This window comes from Psychrobacter celer (genome assembly GCF_016107555.1).
GTDB classification, from domain to species: Bacteria; Pseudomonadota; Gammaproteobacteria; order Pseudomonadales; family Moraxellaceae; genus Psychrobacter; species Psychrobacter celer.
In genome coordinates, this window is record NZ_JABASU010000002.1 from 157396 (window position 1) to 173021 (window position 15626).

Genomic DNA, 15626 nt, shown 5'->3' on the forward strand with positions numbered 1-15626 from the left:
TTATTATAAAGCCATTTGCCTTATAAAGCGGTCAAACTTTGGCACAAATTAAAGCGGTTTTTGCGGCTGTAATAATAAAGCCAGTCCAATGGCGACAAAGGCGGCAATACCAGAGACCATATAACTGATGCGAAAGTCGCCCGTCAGCTCTGCAAGATAACCTGCTGCCACAGGTCCAAGCGCTTGACCACTCGAAAAGGCAAATGTCAGCGCCGCAAGCGCACTGGCTGCTGCCGCGGCACCAAAATAATCACCAGCGCAGGCGGCCATAATGACAGGTACGCTCCAGACCACAAAACCAAACAAGATAATCGACAAATATAACCCCAAATGCCAATCCGTCAAACCGACTAACAGATAAGCGATGGCAAGAAAGAAAAATGCCAGCGCGAGCCCAAGGCGACGGCCGATGTGATCAGAGATCCAGCCAAAAAGCATGCCAGAAAAGACGCTCAGTAGACCAATCCATGCCCAAATACCGCCTGCAGCTGCCTCACTGAGCTGATAAGAGCCGACCATGCTGGTCACAATAAAGGTCACATAAACCATATAAGTCGCGCCATAGATAGCAAAGATAACGCCCAAATGCGCGAGTAGCTTGAGGTTACTGCGTTCCAGCTTTTTTTTGTTTTTCATGGGCGAAGTGGGTATAGTCAGTTCGAAATAAAATCGATGCGCTCATATGAACGGGCAACTGGTATAAATTTTCCTTGCTTGCGGTGTCTACGCTGACAGATGCTGCGCAAAATTCATTCCAGCTGCACTGTATCGGTTTTAAAGTGAGTTAACTATACACGCCCGAAAGGGCTGCGCGTGACATCGTCTGGATGATTGCGAATCAACGCAAAAGTAAGGCATGCCACCACAATATTGATTAGCGCAAAAATCAGCCAACCCGTCTGCCAAGACAGTAAGCTAAAAAAGGGCAATAGTTTTGGGACGACAAAGCCCGATAGGATAATACCAAACCCAGGGCCTGCCATCACCAGCCCCAATGCCAGCCCGCGATGCGACGGAAAAAACCAGTGTGACATGACGCTCATCATCGGTAAGACCACGCCGCCGCTGCCAATGCCAGTGAGCACATAAAAAGCGCAAAGCATAGGAAAACTGATGGTAAAAGCCATACCAAGCATAGAGGCTGCGATGACAAAAAGACTGGCCGTACTGGTTAAGCGAGTGCCAAACCTAGGTAGAATAAGCGGACTTAAAAGCACAGCAACAAGATAACCGATCAGATTGGCAAAACCTAATATACCGCTTTGGGTGTAGCTCAATGCCAAAGACGCTGACATAGAGGGTAGCAGCATACCAAAAGCAAATCGCCCCAAACCCAGCCCGCAAAACATCGCTATAGAGCCTATAGCGGCGACAACCCAAGCATAATGTAACCTGCCTAAGCTAAGCGGCGGCGTGCGATTGCGCAGCTCTGATGGCAAGCTGTCCTCACGCATGTTGTTTCTCCGAAAGACCGAAGAAACTGGCGCTTATGTGTCCCATACGCATGATACACAAACCAAATAATACCGCCGTCTGGCGTAAAATATTGCCCATTTTACACTTATCCTTGTGTGGGTAATGCAGTAAAAAAAGTCCGATAGCAATGAGTATAGCTTTGCCTGAACACTCGTTCAATAGAAGTTATAAAAGTTTATGAAAATTGCTGCTTATGAGAATTGCTGCTGTTTATGAAAATTACTAAGCTATGGTGATGATTGGCGTAAAAAACGCCAGACCGTTTAGTAGGCTGGCATTGTATTTGGGTTCGAATCATCTGGCTTTAACTAGCCGAGTCTTTTACTCAGCTCAGGAAAGCGTTTGATCATAAATAGCAGCAGTAGCAGCGCCGCACTAGCAATGGCCGCCCCGACATAGCCCACGCTTGATAGCGACAGATGCGTCACCGCGTATCCACCAAAGAGCGCACCCGTACCGATTCCTAAGTTGATAATACCCGAAAACATCGACATCAGCATGTCTTGGGCATTGACATCGACCATGATGACTTTGGCCTGCATGGAGATGATCAGTAGCATCAGCGCCGCGCCCCATAACAAGGCAATTAGACTGAGCGCCCAGATCGAGGTCACCACGTACAGCAGTACTAGCATAGATAAAAGCATCAGTATGGTCGAGACCAGCATAATCCGCGTGTTAAATCGATCACCCCAACGGCTAAATATGACACTGCCGGCAATACCTGCGACACCGAATAACAATAAAATGACCGTCGCTGAGTTTTCGCTCACTGAGCCGACCTGCCGCATAAACGGCTCAATATAAGAGTAGGCGCTATAGTGAGCGGTAAAGACCAGTAGGATAAGCAAGTACAGGCAGACCAATAGTGGGTTTTTTAGTAGTTCTGGTATTTTTCTAAAAGAGCCTTGAAACATACTGGGCAGGGTCGGTAATAGCTTGGCTTGTAGAACAAACACCACAAAAGCAATCATCCCAATCCCGCCAAACGTCGCGCGCCAGCCAAACCATTGACCAACCAAACGACCCAACGGCACCCCTAGCACCATCGCCAATGAGGTACCCGTTGCAAGCACGCTTAGTGCTAGTGCTTTTTTGCCTTCTGGTGCTACTCGTATGGCAATCGCCGCGGTGATGGACCAAAATATCGCATGTGATAGCGCGATACCTACGCGGCTGATCAGCAGCACATCAAAGCTCCAAGCAAATACGGACAGTACATGACTGGCAATAAATACTGCAAATAACCCTAGCAGTAAGCTTTTGCGCTCAAAGCGACTGGTCAGTAGCATCAGCGGCAATGACATGACCGCAACGATCCACGCATACAGCGTCAGCATCCAGCCAGTCTCGGCAGTGGTGATAGAAAAATCTTGGGCAATGTCACTGAGTAGGGCGACGGGGACGAATTCTGTGGTATTCATGATAAAGGCACTGATGCCCATCAAAAACACTTGAAAATACTGAGTCCGGCGAGCATCTAAGCTCGCCTCAATGTTGTGTTTCATAAGATCCAATACAAGAAAATGCTAGGGCGCGTCCTCGCTCGATGAGTAAGAATAATTAAGCAACAATAATTAAGTAAGAACAATAAGGACACGCTCTAATACGATAAGAAGATTAGCCAATAAAGGGGTAAAAATGCTGGGTGGTAAACACCTTTGGCAATATAAGAATGGCGAGGCAAGATACCAAGCCCGCGGCATTAGTTAAAGGGCTTTTTTGCTAAGGATTGTTAATTTGATATCGAACGGGCGATATCGCGTCGGTCGCGCTCATCTAGACCGTATATCTAAAAACCTCTAAATAAGAGATAATAGCCGCTATAAAACCATCAATTCATACAACAAGGCCGTCCTGCATGACCAAAGAAAACCCTTATCACTTTTTGCCGTTACAACCCACTGGCAGAAACGAGACCGACAACGTAAACACCTACGCTCCTGAAGACATGATAAAAATATACGAGCAGCAGTTTCTCACGCACGTACCTGAAGATCAGCTAAGCGAGTTTTTGCCCGCACTAAAGCAATTTTATGATATCGATGATAATACGTTGGACATCGCTGCGGTCATCTTTGATGCCATAGCGGATGCAGCGATTATCTATAATCACAAGGTAAAAGCAGGCGGTTATCAGATATTAGGCAGCTTGGTAACAGAGCAGCTGGAGTACGAGCAAGCCGAAGGCAGTACTGAAGGCTCAAACTCAAATGATAGCTCAGATAATCAAGCCTATACCATAGACTGTATGCGTACGTTTTTTATCAATGATATCGAAATACCGTACCACTTTAATCTATTTATCCAAGGCGACGGTTATTCTACCTTGACCGAAAAAAACACCGTGCTAGAAAAAATATACTGGCTGGTCCATGGTGAGTCTGCAGGCGATTTAGACGATACAGCAACCTCTTTAGCATCTATTAACGAGGCGCTGGCCAGCTTAGGCATCAGAGCGATGGATCTAAACACCATCCATCAGTTGCTCAATTATATAGAAGATCATCTGCTCGATGACGACATGGCAGACACGCTAAATACTCTGATAGATGCCGCTGAGTAGGTCTTGTCTTATGAGTGTGACTCATGACTCACCGTAAGTGTGAATACGCGACAGTCGTTGTCGCAGATGATATAAATACACTGTATTTTTATCAATATTTATATTATAGTTATTGAGTCAGGCAGCAATAATTCTAAAACCATAACCGGATATGGTTGGTTCACTTTAAAAACGATACAATGCAGCTGGTATGAATTTTGCGCAGCATCTGTCAGCGTAGACACAGCAAGCAAGGAAAAATTATACCAGTTGCCCATCCATATGAGCGTATCGATTTTATTTAGAACTGACTATAAACAACAACTGGACAAACAGTGAACCCTCGGGGCGCAATGCCTCACTTTTTAACTGAGTTGTCTTTAATGATGCTATTTTCGTTTTATCTTATCTTCCTTTGCCTGCAAAAATCCAAAAAACTTAGTTATTAACACACATAAAACTAAAAAAACGCTCGTGAGTCTGACAAACATGTTGACGATACGATAATAGCGAACTGCGTCAAAAAACCCGCTTCATAAAACAACTGCTTTACCAAAGCGATTAATCTACTTCCCTTTATAAATACTAACTGATAGATAAGCGACGTCATTTAATAAAATGGCGACCAGACTCGGCTTGCCGAAAACAAGGATATCGCCAGGTGCTGTCAAACAATAAAACGAGCAATTCGACAAACTATGCAACAAGCAATACAAAACTAAGATAATAAGGATATGACAATGACAAAGTTAACGTATGAATTTGAGCAAAAACGCGTAGACAATATGCAGTGGGCAGGTCACTCAAAACTGTCTGGGTTAACGGCATTGGTCAGTGATGAGCAAGGGCGAGTACAAAAAAAACCCTTGTTTTATCTCGAAAGTGTGTCGGTAGACAATTATGTAGATGACATTTACTTTGTGAATAATAGCGATGAGACGCTCAGTTGGGTAGCGCCATTTATGCCCTATCGAAATATAATAGAGGCAGGGGCCAAGCTCGGTGATATCAGTGAGGAAAATCTAAATAAAGTAAAGCTTTATAGTGATGACATGGCGAGTGTATATACCGATGTACTGCCCATGCAAGGCGTGCGTATCGGTAGCAGTCATATCATTTATGACAGTGATGCGCTGATGCAGTGGCTGATACACCTCCCCTTTAAGGGGGCTAAGACGCATTACACCATTTGGCGCTTTAACGTGGTGGAGAAAGGCGGTATTGGTGGGTCTTATCCACTACTGTGGGAGGATTTTAGTAAGCCCTCGCACATAGTCAGTGCTGATTGTCTGTTTGAAAAGTCCGAAATGCCGATAGAGGCCAGTGTTTATGAGGAACGCTGTGCGCTGTTTGAGCGGCTGATTGACGCCTTTGGGGTGGCCAATGCCATATTTGTCTTAGCGATTAACGATGTGCTGTATCGTTACTGCGTGGGCTGGAGTGCGCCTTATAGCGAGTCGGATATACAGGCGCAAGACATTGCTCTTAAGCTAAAAAAACAGAAGCCGAAGGATGCGCAAGCGGTAAAAGGTATTATCCAAGCTGTTTATGACTTTTGGTTTAATGAGGGTTTTGCAAAAAATATCTCAATACAGGCTTGTGAGGAGATTTTGGCTTTATACCAAGCGCAAGTCGCTAGCCAAAAATCAGTTTAATCTAATTTAAATCTATAAACCAAGCTGTTGAAAAAATTAAATAATTATTAAAAAAGGAGAACGCTATGATGTTTCCTATCGAAAACAATGACACGTTTTTGTTGTTTTTTCATGGTCTCGACTCAAGCAATGAGACCAGCAAATATACCTGTATCACCCGTGAGCCAAAGTATTGCCAAACGGTCAATTACCGAGACAACTTTGCAGAAGTATTTGAGATTTATGATGCCTTGATTCGTGAAAAAATAACACAGTATCCGCGCGTGGTATTGGCAGGGCATTCACTGGGTGGCTGGTTTGCCAATCATTTCGCTCATCAATACAACTTGCGAGCGTTATTGATTGCGCCTTGTATCTATCCGAGTGAGGTGTTGGCCGATCGTATTCCAAACATCTCTGATAGGAAGCTGTCTTTTCCGACATCAAACACCGAGATGATGCGGGTCATGGTAGAGGTCGACGATGAAAGCTTGGATGTGGCGGTGGCCAGACGAACCTTGGTCAATCTGCCTGAGAGCTGGGAAGTCGATTACTTCGACGGCGGTCATCACCGTATCGCCCGCAGTAGTGATATCTGGTATCATTTGGTTCACCTATGCGAAGATCCCATCGTTTGGATGGATGATGCAACCTACTATGGAGAGGACTAAAGAGTGGGGGTGAAGGTTAAAGGATGGACTTCATCTAAAAAAAGCAGTTATTTGAGGGTAAAATAATTATTCACAAACAGACACACGGTTCCGTATTTATTTACGCTTATCTGATGTGCTATCATCATAAAACGATTTATCGTGGGTTTAACAGTTTTGTATTGCCAATCGCTACTGACGACGATGATGTCAGTTGAATGATGGTGTGCAACCCTTGCAACTTCCAGCACGATATAAAACAACTCTGGTAAAGCGCATGAGCCTGTACTCCGACATCCTCATTTGTGCCTGATTTTATTATTTTTCGTCGGAGTTATAGGAATCTAAGGTGTCCACCATCATGAGCCACTCATCTCATCTTTCTAAATACACTCGTCACTATCGCCCGCAGCACCCGCTTTCTCAGTATATTGTTAATCAAATCAAAACCTTAGAGATGCGTGCGCCAGATATCATTAGAGCCATGGGCTATCCGTTAGGCCATACCATACCTGCTTGTGAGCGCTTGCGCCATGTCTTGTGTCATCGTCATCTTGGGCTTGATGGCAGTTATATGGACAGATACTTTAGTGCTGATGCGTTTTTGGCCACGTTGTTTGAGATACTTGAGCTGCCTTATCAGGCATATGCAGAAGATATCGCCCAGATTAAAGCTCAAGTGGCGCAACGCTCTGACTCTTCTCCTCACTACCGCCTGCGAGCGCAGGTCGATTTTGCATTTATTGACGGGGCCAATTGGCTGTCTCGATGGGGGTCGGCGTTGGCAACTGAGGTGCATTTACCAAGTGGGTTTGCGACATTAGATGAGCGCGAGCGCAAGGCGGCGATCAAGCAGAGTATTCGTGAGCATTATCAGCAGTTTGATGGTTATTTGCCTTACAACGGGGTGATTCAGGGCTATGAGCTGATGGTGCTGCAGCAAGATGAGGTCATCGAAAAAGTAGCCTATGGACTGCCGACCTCTAGCAGTGTGTAAGAATTTACTCAATAATCTTTAAATGTCGATCAATACCCCTTTGGACGCAGCTAAACAGTATCAAAAAAGGTCAATCACGTCCTGATGGCTTTGAGCGCACGATCACCAAAAAAGTTGGTATTTTGGGTGCGGGCATGATGGGCGCGGGCATTGCTTATGTCACCGCCAAAGCGGGCATCGAGGTGGTACTGCTCGATACCGATCACTGGATTGGCTCAGGCCAGTACGCACCCCAAGCAGTTTATCGGGCTGAATTTATATCCACCACGCGCACAGCAACCATCACAACAAGAGCTAATTCGATCGCTTGATGTTTATTCAAGCCAATGAGTCGGCTAAATGCTATCAAGAAAATATCGTGCGCTCTGTCGCGGATGCCAATATCGGTGCTATCGTTGGGGTTTTGCGCCGCATCACGGTGGCACGCTCCAATTTATCAATGCCATGGGGCTAGAGGCGTTTATCACGCGCAGTCGTGAGCTTGCTGAGCAATACGGCGAGCGGTTTCAGCCAGCGTAAATAGTGCTCGATATGGCGGCTAAAGGTGAGGTGTTCTCTGATGACTAATGTAACGAATGACTTGATGACTGATTCAATCATAAACTCCATGGCAGACTGCTTACAAGGGCTGCGAGTGGTTGATTTGACGCGTAACCTGCCAGGGCCATTTGCCACGCGCCTGCTGGCCGATTTGGGTGCAACGATCATCAAGATCGAACCCAAAAATGGCGACCCTGCTAGAGCCTTCGGTGAGCTGTTTGCCGCATTAAACCATGGCAAAACTACCGAAAGACATGACTTTCGGCACCCCAAAGGCATTGCGGCTATCAAAGCGCATATCAAAGATGCCGATGTCATGCTCGATAGCTTTCGCCCTGGTGTGTTAGCAGGCATGGGATTGGATGCCAAAACGCTGCATACGCTTAATCCAAAGCTTGTGATGGTATCAATCACTGGCTACGGCGTGACGGCTAAAGAGTCCAATGAGAGCGCTGCGATAGATGCGAGTGCGATCAATCACCCACGAGCCAGTCATGATTGGGCGCATAAAGCTGGCCACGATATCAACTTTATGGCGATGAGTGGTGTTCTTGACCAATTAAAAACCGCAAGTGGTGAGCAGGCCATGCCCAATGTACAATTTGCAGACTTGGCAGGTGGCAGTGATACTGCTGTCATTGTGCTGCTCGCTGCAGTATTTGCCGCGCAGCGTACCGGCAAGGGTCGTCATATCGCGGTCAGTATGACCCACAGCTTATACCAGCATCTGGTCATGCCCAAGGAAACGGGCGCGCTGGTCAAAAGCTTTTCAGGAAACATGCCTGCGCCGCATTTTGATTTTTTGGGCGGGCTATTGCCTTGCTATCGATTGTACAGAACCCTTGATAATCGCTATATGGCGGTTGGCTCATTGGAGCTGAAATTTTGGCAAGGGCTGTGCGAGGCGTTGGCACTGCCAGCACTAAAAGCCAGCCATTGGCAGCTTGACGTTATGCCAAACTCCCCTGAGAGCCAAGCAGCAGCGAAGGCTGTGAGTGATGCCTTTGCCAGTCAGACACTCGCCCATTGGCAGCGGCATTTCGCACCCATTGATGTTTGCGTTACCCCAGTGCTTAGCTTACAAGAAGCCAAAGCGCATCCGTTATTTGCCCATCAAGACAAGTACTACTCGACGCCTGGGTGGCAGCTGGTCGAGTAAGACTGTATGCAATGTGTAGCGGTTGGGGAAGATAGACGATAGGCTAGATAAAAATAACAGTGACCAAGGACGTCTTTAAATAAAAAGGAGTTTACCTATGAAAGCAATTACCCGTTTTTCCAATAGCTTGATGGAAAAATACTTACCTGATCCATTCTTGTTTGTGCTGATATTAACCTTAGTAATTTTTGTGATGGGCTTAGGGCTCACTGAGTCATCTCCTATAGAGATGGTCACGTATTGGGGCGATGGGTTTTGGGCGCTGCTCGCCTTTTCGATGCAGATGGTGCTGGTGCTGGTCACAGGATTTGTGCTGGCAAGTAGTCCGATATTTAAAAAAGGCTTGGGTTACATTGCCGGTTTTGCGCATTCACCCAGTAGTGCGATTATATTGGTCACCCTCGTGTCTTTAGCAGCAAGCTGGATCAACTGGGGTTTTGGTTTGGTGATTGGCGCGCTATTTGCCAAAGAGCTGGCCAAACGGGTTCATGATGTCGATTATCGTTTATTGATTGCCAGCGCTTACTCAGGCTTTATCATCTGGCACGCTGGGTTTTCAGGATCGATTCCGTTGTCTATTGCCACAGAAGGGCATCCGTTTGTTGATACCATTGGTGTTATTCCAACGAGTGCCACCATCTTTGCGGGCTACAATTTAATTATCGTCGCGGCATTGGTGATTATCGTGCCTCTACTAAACCGCATGATGATGCCAAAAAAAGGGGACACCATCACAGTCGATCCAAAGCTGCTGGTGGATCCTGTCAGTGAGACGCTACCAGCTAAATCAGAGATGACACCAGCTGATCGTTTGGAGAATAGCTGGGTTTTATCGATGGTGATCGGTGTGTTAGGCATTGCTTTTATTGTTTATTATTTTGTCCAAAATGGGTTTGCCCTAACGCTAGATTTGGTGAACTTTATGTTCTTATTTCTCGGCATCATATTTCACGGAACGCCTCGAAACTACTTGATTTCTATTCAGGAGGCGGTCAAAGGTGCAGGCGGTATCATCGTTCAGTTCCCGTTTTATGCCGGTATCATGGGGATGATGACCGCCTCTGGGCTGGCAGGGGTGATGTCAGAGGCCTTTGTCAGTGTGTCAACGGCGCAGACGCTACCACTTTTTGCTTTTTTAAGTGCAGGACTGGTCAACTTTTTTGTCCCATCAGGGGGCGGGCAATGGGCAGTGCAAGCGCCCATTATGTTAGAGGCGGCCGACATGCTGGGCAGTGATCCGTCACGAGTGGCGATGGCGGTGGCATGGGGCGATGCGTGGACCAATATGATTCAGCCGTTTTGGGCACTGCCGGCTTTAGCCATTGCAGGACTCAAAGCCAAAGACATCATGGGTTTTTGTGTCATCGTGCTGATAGTCAGTGGTGTGGTGATTGGGCTGGGTCTATTGTTTTTATAAATGCTGCTTTTATAAATATAGTGAGTTCCGTATAAAAACGATACAGTTTCACGTTGACATATAATGTATCTGTTTTATTGAGAATCCACCATGTCATTTGTATAGACGTTTTCTGCATAAACGTTGTTTGTATAAATAAAGCCAGACCTTGCCTGCTTTAGGGGTGAGGTCTTTTTTATGTTAGTCTAGGGCGTGTCATCGATTAGCACGTATAGTCGCTTGAAAAAAACGGCTAAGCCTTGCGATCTAAATGATGACATGCCCAGTGATTTTGATTTTATTGTGAGAAATATGATGAGACCTTCCTTGCCGCTCTTATATTCTTTTCGCCGCTGTCCTTATGCCATGCGTGCTAGGCTTGGCCTTGTGTTTGCAGAGCAGCAAGTGGTGCTGCGCGAGATTGTCCTAAAAGACAAGCCGCCGCAGATGCTAGCGATTAGCCCAAAAGGCACGGTGCCTGTGCTACAGCTTGCTGATGGTACTGTGATTGAAGAGAGCTTTGATATCATGATGTGGGCGCTAGGCCAGCATGATCCAAACCGCTTGCTTGATGCTCAGACTTTGTCTCAGGCCAATGCCCTAATCGATAAAAATGATAATGAGTTTAAGCATTGGCTGGATCGCTATAAGTATGCGGATCGTCATCCTGAGATGAGCCAAGAAGAGTATCGCCAGCGCGGCGAGGCGTTTTTGCAGATATTGGAGACGCAGCTGACCAATAGCACTTATCTACTCGGAGATGGCATCAGCGTTGCTGATATTGGTATCATGCCCTTTGTCCGTCAGTTCGCCCATGTGAATCGCGAAGTATTTTACCACTTGCCGTATCCACACCTGCAGCGCTGGCTGAAGCGTTGGCTGGCGCATCCGCTGTTTTTGCAAGTGATGACGAAGTATCAGCCATGGCAAGAAGGAGACGAGGTGGTGATTTTTCCATCCTAGCTCATCTTAGCTTTGTCCAAGCCCAGTCCTAGTCTGAGATTTAGTCATGTCGCCAATATACCTTGACCACCACATCGCTACGCTCAAGCTCCAGTCTTTTTTGTAATAAAGGGCGGAGCGCCTTTGCGGTTTTTGCCTCTAGCGCGCCCCATACTTTGTCGATTTGCAATGGCTGCTTGGCTAAATAGTCCGCCAGTTGTCTGTCGATCTGCGGCGCGATGTTTTGCCCTACCGAGGCAGGATCCATTATCATAGGCAGTACGGTAAAATGACGGTCGATATGATATTGGGCACTGTTTTTGCTGCTGTCTTTGGCATCGATGCTCAGTGTGATGTCATCAAAATACTCTTGGTCAGCGGCATCTTGGGTGACACAAATGATCAGCGGCGGCATTGGGTTGTCCCATAGCTCTAATAAACGTGCTGCTGTGGGCATGGAGGTCTCATCGACGATCAGTAGTGTCTGTCCTGTGTGTAAATGCGCCACTTTTTCAGGAAATTCTCGTTTGGTAACCACAGTATCACCTGCCTGCAGTGCCATGGCCCAATTGCCGCCTGAGGTATCGCCATGCAAAAAAACATCGACCCATGCTCGCACGCCATCAGCGCTCCGCCATGCCTTTCTTAAGGTGTAGTAGACCTGCGCTCGGGCGGGCGGCGCGGTGTTTTTGCTAGACTGGCTGCTGCTGGCTGTCATCGCGTTATGCGCCAAATCGAACAAATACGCGTAGCCTGCCTCGTTTGTAGGCACGGTATCTGGGCTAGAGCTGTCATGACGATAGCCTTGTGAGTCCATACTAAGCTCAAGACGCAGCATGTTTTCACTGACTTTATAGCTGCGCTCTACGACAAAGACCTGCCGAGTCAGCTTGATGGTTTTTTTGCCCAGTTTTTTATCTGCTCGCTGCCGAAGCAAAATATACTGCTCTTGTAGCTCATTGACTTGCGTGAGGGGGGCGGCAAAACCAATAAAGAAAGACTGTGGTTGCCGGTGGCTGCCTTTGGAGTCGATAGGCCGCGTCGCCAAGGATTTGGCTTGCAGGCAGATACCTTCTGCATAAATCGCAGTTAATTGCACCTCTGTATGCTCAAGTTCAGCTGCCGATAATGGGCTAAATGCCCGCAAAAACTCAAGCAGCTCATCGATGTGTTCTTCATTGATGTGAGCGATGATGCCCGCTATCTCAGGGTCGTTTAGATCGGTATAGAGCTGGGCTTGATCGTCTAAGTCGGGGGTGGTTACAAAAGAGGAGGCGAGGGTCATAGCTATACTCACAAACAACAGATATTCAAAAAATTATTTATATTAAAGGTAATGATAATTGTTTTTGTTATCATTTACGAGTTGAAATTTATTAAATTTCTAAAAAGTAGACAGACTGGCAGGTAAAACGATTTATATCGTCTCTTATAACTGGGATAATGTGGTTATAGTCAAATCTAAATAAATCAGATACATGGCTATGTTTATTTTAGAAACCTCTTTTACTGATATGTCGAATGAGAACCCATAAGTTATGAGCACTGATGTTAAGACCCCTTTGGCTTTTAGAAAATACCCATCGACGACCGCTTTGCAGTGTTTTGAGACGGCAGCTCGGCATTTGAGCTTTACCAACGCCGCGCAAGAGATGCACATGACGCAAAGCGCTATCAGTAAGCAAGTCGCGCAATTAGAGGAGATGCTGAACCTGTCGCTGTTTTATCGGACGCCGCACCGCATCTCCTTGACGCCCGCTGGCAAGACTTACTATTTAGAAGTGTTAGAGATTCTCAAACATATCGAGGCGGCGACTACCAGCCTGATGTCAAACAGCGATAATTCAGAAGTGCTGAAAATCGTCTCGCATCCGACCTTTTGCTCGCGTTGGCTGATGCCTGCGCTCAATGGCTTTGGCAGGGCTCATCCGTTGATTAATCTAAATATTAAAGAGCTGGCGGGGCCGTTTTTTTCTGAAGATCAAAATGTCGATGTGGCGTTTTTGTATGGTGACGGGATTTGGGGAGGGATGGAGTCTATCAAGCTGTTTGATGAGTATAATGTAGCGGTTTGTCATCCGGATTATTTGGCTGGCAAAGCGCCTTGTACGAGCAACATCGCTCAGTGCACCTTGCTACAGCTCAGCTCTCGCCCCAGCGCTTGGTATGAGTATTTTAGACAGCAGGGTATTCGTATCGAGGGCACCTTTGTCGGCCCACGTTTTGACACTTTTCATACGAGTATATCGGCGGCATTACTCGGCTATGGTATCGCCTTGGTGCCACTGCGCCTAGTGGCGCCAGAGCTGCAGTCAGGGTCCTTGGTACGTGCGTGGAGTTATGCAGCAAAGGGCCGGGGTGCTTACTATATAGCTTATCCATTGTCTTTGGGTAATTCGCACAAAGTCAAAGTTATTGTAGAGTGGATCTCAACTTACCTGCAACACTCAAACGACCCTAAGCAAGACATAGAGTGTGTACGGTAAGCTAAAAAATCAATGCATGCTTTTGGGTGTCAGCTGCTCATTGTCAATGCTTTGTTGATGAGGTTTAATAATCGATGGGCTAAGCAGGTGCTGCTACCAGCTTGCTACCTGCCTGACCACCGGCCGACTTATGGCCGGTTTTTTATGCCAATGACAAAAAGGAATGACGCCATAACTATTCTTCGTTTGCTGATGATAGGCGGGTTTGCTCAAATTATTATCTATCTAGTCAAGGAAGATAAGAGACAGCCATGGAGCAGCAAAAACACCTGAGAAAAAGGATACATACTTGTGAACCCTACCTTTATCAATAGCGATGCTATTCGCCACAATTTTTCTATCGCCATGTCAGAGATGTACCAAAAAGAAGTGCCGTTATATGGTGACCTCATCGATTTGGTGACTGAAGTAAATACTGACGTATTAAATAAACAGCCTGATATCAGGCAACAGCTTGAGCACACCGGAGAGATTGATAGGTTAGGTATGGAGCGCCATGGCGCGATTAGACTGGGCACCGCGGACGAGCTAAGCATGATGTGTAGGCTGTTTGCGGTGATGGGTATGCATCCTGTTGGCTATTATGATTTGGCGCCCGCTGGCGTGCCTGTGCATTCTACGGCTTTTCGAGCGCTTGACACGCAGTCATTAAATAACAGTCCGTTTCGCGTTTTTACTTCTCTGTTGCGTCTTGATCTGATTGATGATGAGGCCTTACAGCAAGAGGCGATGGCGTCGCTAGATAAACGCAAAATATTTACAGATGATGTTATTAGCTTGATTGAGCGCTTTGAGGAGGAGGGCGGGCTGACGGCGATAGACGCTAAGCAATTTGTCAAAGAAGCGTTAGAAACCTTTCGCTGGCATGACAAAACGCCCGTGTCAAAAGCGCTTTATCAGCAGCTATTAAGCCAGCATGGACTTATTGCTGACGTCGTCGGTTTTAAAGGTCCGCATATCAATCATTTGACCCCTCGAACCTTAGATATCGATGCGGTACAAGCAGGTATGCAGGCAAAAGGTATCCCGCCAAAAGCCATTATAGAAGGGCCACCGAGACGGCGATGTCCTATTTTATTGCGTCAGACCAGTTTTAAGGCATTAGAAGAAGCGGTTAGCTTTAAAAATCCTAACGGCGGCTATCAAACGGGGCATCATACTGCGCGCTTTGGCGAGATTGAGCAGCGCGGCGTGGCTTTAACGCCCAAAGGCCGAGCGCTGTATGACCAATTGCTTAGCCAAGCTCGCCGCCAGTTAGGAGTGACGCCAAATGCCAATAACGCCTCAGAGTATTATCAAGTTTTAGAAAGTGCATTTGCAGCGTTCCCTGATGATTATCGAGCATTACATGACGAGGGGTTGGCGTATTTTTACTATCAAGCGGTCGATAGCGATACAGATAACGAGCCAACGCTAGATTCTATAGACGTAGAAAACGTAAATGACCCTTTATCAAAGCAAGTGATTACTGATTTGCTTGAGCAAGGAATGATTCGCCTAGAACCTATTGTTTATGAGGATTTTTTACCTGTCAGTGCGGCGGGAATTTTTCAGTCCAATCTGCATGACGACAGCACAAACGACAATGAAAAAGACAATAAAACCGACGAACACAGCGGCAAGCAAAGCGGTGGTGGCATTAATTCTAATAAAGAAGCGTTTGAGAATGCTTTGGGCGCTCAAGTCTACGATGAGCTTGAGCTTTATCAAACGCTACAAGCAGAGAGTCTCAAAGCGTGTTTGGGACAACTAAATAGTAAGGTTTTAAAACGCGTTATCTAAAACCGTGATAGATAATTGG

At 46.5% G+C, this 15626-nt stretch carries 15 protein-coding genes; 11 read left to right on the forward strand and 4 right to left on the reverse strand.

Annotated elements, in window-relative coordinates; all coding sequences use genetic code 11:
* Nucleotides 1-48 precede the first annotated feature (48 nt).
* From JFC05_RS02150 to JFC05_RS02160, 3 genes are all read right to left on the reverse strand, one after another.
* Nucleotides 49-636: an MFS transporter gene (locus JFC05_RS02150; protein ID WP_198335571.1), complete on the reverse strand. Its 588-nt coding sequence runs from the start codon at nt 634-636 to the stop codon at nt 49-51.
* Between the two features lie 152 nt (nt 637-788).
* Nucleotides 789-1454, reverse strand: a complete 666-nt coding sequence (locus JFC05_RS02155) for a YbfB/YjiJ family MFS transporter (RefSeq protein WP_198335572.1) — start codon at nt 1452-1454, stop codon at nt 789-791.
* Between the two features lie 330 nt (nt 1455-1784).
* Nucleotides 1785-2984, reverse strand: coding sequence for a sugar transporter (locus JFC05_RS02160; protein WP_192992862.1), 1200 nt, complete (start codon nt 2982-2984; stop codon nt 1785-1787).
* Between the two features lie 353 nt (nt 2985-3337).
* Here JFC05_RS02160 and JFC05_RS02165 point away from each other — a divergent pair, with 353 nt between their 5' ends.
* From JFC05_RS02165 to JFC05_RS02200, 9 genes are all read left to right on the forward strand, one after another.
* The gene (locus JFC05_RS02165) at nt 3338-4042 is read left to right on the forward strand and encodes a hypothetical protein (RefSeq protein ID WP_198335573.1); all 705 of its coding nucleotides are present in this window, start codon (nt 3338-3340) and stop codon (nt 4040-4042) included.
* A gap of 719 nt (nt 4043-4761) precedes the next feature.
* Nucleotides 4762-5676, forward strand: a complete 915-nt coding sequence (locus tag JFC05_RS02170; RefSeq protein WP_198335574.1) for a hypothetical protein — start codon at nt 4762-4764, stop codon at nt 5674-5676.
* Nucleotides 5677-5741: 65 nt separating this feature from the next.
* Nucleotides 5742-6326 (forward strand): alpha/beta hydrolase, encoded by a 585-nt coding sequence (locus JFC05_RS02175; protein ID WP_192992865.1) that lies wholly within the window; start codon nt 5742-5744, stop codon nt 6324-6326.
* Nucleotides 6327-6666: 340 nt separating this feature from the next.
* Nucleotides 6667-7302, forward strand: a complete 636-nt coding sequence (locus tag JFC05_RS02180; RefSeq protein ID WP_198335575.1) for a hypothetical protein — start codon at nt 6667-6669, stop codon at nt 7300-7302.
* 122 nt (nt 7303-7424) lie between these two features.
* A complete protein-coding gene (locus JFC05_RS12920; RefSeq protein WP_420850546.1) occupies nt 7425-7613 on the forward strand; it encodes a 3-hydroxyacyl-CoA dehydrogenase NAD-binding domain-containing protein in 189 nt (62 codons plus the stop codon).
* Entirely contained in the window at nt 7613-7756 is a 144-nt protein-coding gene (locus JFC05_RS12735; RefSeq protein WP_227697372.1) for a hypothetical protein, read from the forward strand. The genes JFC05_RS12920 and JFC05_RS12735 overlap by 1 nt, the downstream gene beginning before the upstream one ends.
* Nucleotides 7757-7885: 129 nt before the next feature.
* Entirely contained in the window at nt 7886-9001 is a 1116-nt protein-coding gene (locus tag JFC05_RS02190; protein WP_198335630.1) for a CaiB/BaiF CoA transferase family protein, read from the forward strand.
* Nucleotides 9002-9098: 97 nt separating this feature from the next.
* A complete protein-coding gene (locus tag JFC05_RS02195) occupies nt 9099-10418 on the forward strand; it encodes a short-chain fatty acid transporter (protein ID WP_192992867.1) in 1320 nt (439 codons plus the stop codon).
* Nucleotides 10419-10709: 291 nt separating this feature from the next.
* Entirely contained in the window at nt 10710-11360 is a 651-nt protein-coding gene (locus JFC05_RS02200) for a glutathione S-transferase (protein WP_244658162.1), read from the forward strand.
* 40 nt (nt 11361-11400) lie between these two features.
* Here the strand turns inward: JFC05_RS02200 and JFC05_RS02205 are convergent, their stop codons facing one another.
* On the reverse strand, nt 11401-12624 hold the full coding sequence (locus JFC05_RS02205) for an SIP domain-containing protein (RefSeq protein ID WP_198335576.1): 1224 nt from the start codon (nt 12622-12624) through the stop codon (nt 11401-11403).
* Between the two features lie 253 nt (nt 12625-12877).
* On the opposite strand from JFC05_RS02205, the gene JFC05_RS02210 reads away from it, so the two are divergent.
* Nucleotides 12878-13825 (forward strand): LysR substrate-binding domain-containing protein, encoded by a 948-nt coding sequence (locus tag JFC05_RS02210; protein ID WP_198335577.1) that lies wholly within the window; start codon nt 12878-12880, stop codon nt 13823-13825.
* Between the two features lie 345 nt (nt 13826-14170).
* On the forward strand, nt 14171-15607 hold the full coding sequence (hglS, locus tag JFC05_RS02215; protein WP_227697375.1) for a 2-oxoadipate dioxygenase/decarboxylase HglS: 1437 nt from the start codon (nt 14171-14173) through the stop codon (nt 15605-15607).
* The last annotated feature ends 19 nt before the right edge of the window (nt 15608-15626 follow it).

Excerpts from the sequence above, each read along its gene's own strand:
- JFC05_RS02195 (WP_192992867.1), top strand. The coding sequence starts at position 9,099 with ATGAAAGCAATTACCCGTTTTTCCAATAGCTTGATGGAAAAATACTTA.
- JFC05_RS02150 (WP_198335571.1), bottom strand. The coding sequence starts at position 636 with ATGAAAAACAAAAAAAAGCTGGAACGCAGTAACCTCAAGCTACTCGCG.
- JFC05_RS02205 (WP_198335576.1), bottom strand. The coding sequence starts at position 12,624 with ATGACCCTCGCCTCCTCTTTTGTAACCACCCCCGACTTAGACGATCAA.
- JFC05_RS02210 (WP_198335577.1), top strand. The coding sequence starts at position 12,878 with ATGAGCACTGATGTTAAGACCCCTTTGGCTTTTAGAAAATACCCATCG.
- JFC05_RS02155 (WP_198335572.1), bottom strand. The coding sequence starts at position 1,454 with ATGCGTGAGGACAGCTTGCCATCAGAGCTGCGCAATCGCACGCCGCCG.
- JFC05_RS02190 (WP_198335630.1), top strand. The coding sequence starts at position 7,886 with ATGACTGATTCAATCATAAACTCCATGGCAGACTGCTTACAAGGGCTG.
- JFC05_RS02170 (WP_198335574.1), top strand. The coding sequence starts at position 4,762 with ATGACAAAGTTAACGTATGAATTTGAGCAAAAACGCGTAGACAATATG.
- JFC05_RS02160 (WP_192992862.1), bottom strand. The coding sequence starts at position 2,984 with ATGAAACACAACATTGAGGCGAGCTTAGATGCTCGCCGGACTCAGTAT.
- JFC05_RS02165 (WP_198335573.1), top strand. The coding sequence starts at position 3,338 with ATGACCAAAGAAAACCCTTATCACTTTTTGCCGTTACAACCCACTGGC.
- JFC05_RS02200 (WP_244658162.1), top strand. The coding sequence starts at position 10,710 with ATGATGAGACCTTCCTTGCCGCTCTTATATTCTTTTCGCCGCTGTCCT.
- JFC05_RS02180 (WP_198335575.1), top strand. The coding sequence starts at position 6,667 with ATGAGCCACTCATCTCATCTTTCTAAATACACTCGTCACTATCGCCCG.
- hglS (WP_227697375.1), top strand. The coding sequence starts at position 14,171 with ATGTCAGAGATGTACCAAAAAGAAGTGCCGTTATATGGTGACCTCATC.
- JFC05_RS12735 (WP_227697372.1), top strand. The coding sequence starts at position 7,613 with ATGTTTATTCAAGCCAATGAGTCGGCTAAATGCTATCAAGAAAATATC.
- JFC05_RS02175 (WP_192992865.1), top strand. The coding sequence starts at position 5,742 with ATGATGTTTCCTATCGAAAACAATGACACGTTTTTGTTGTTTTTTCAT.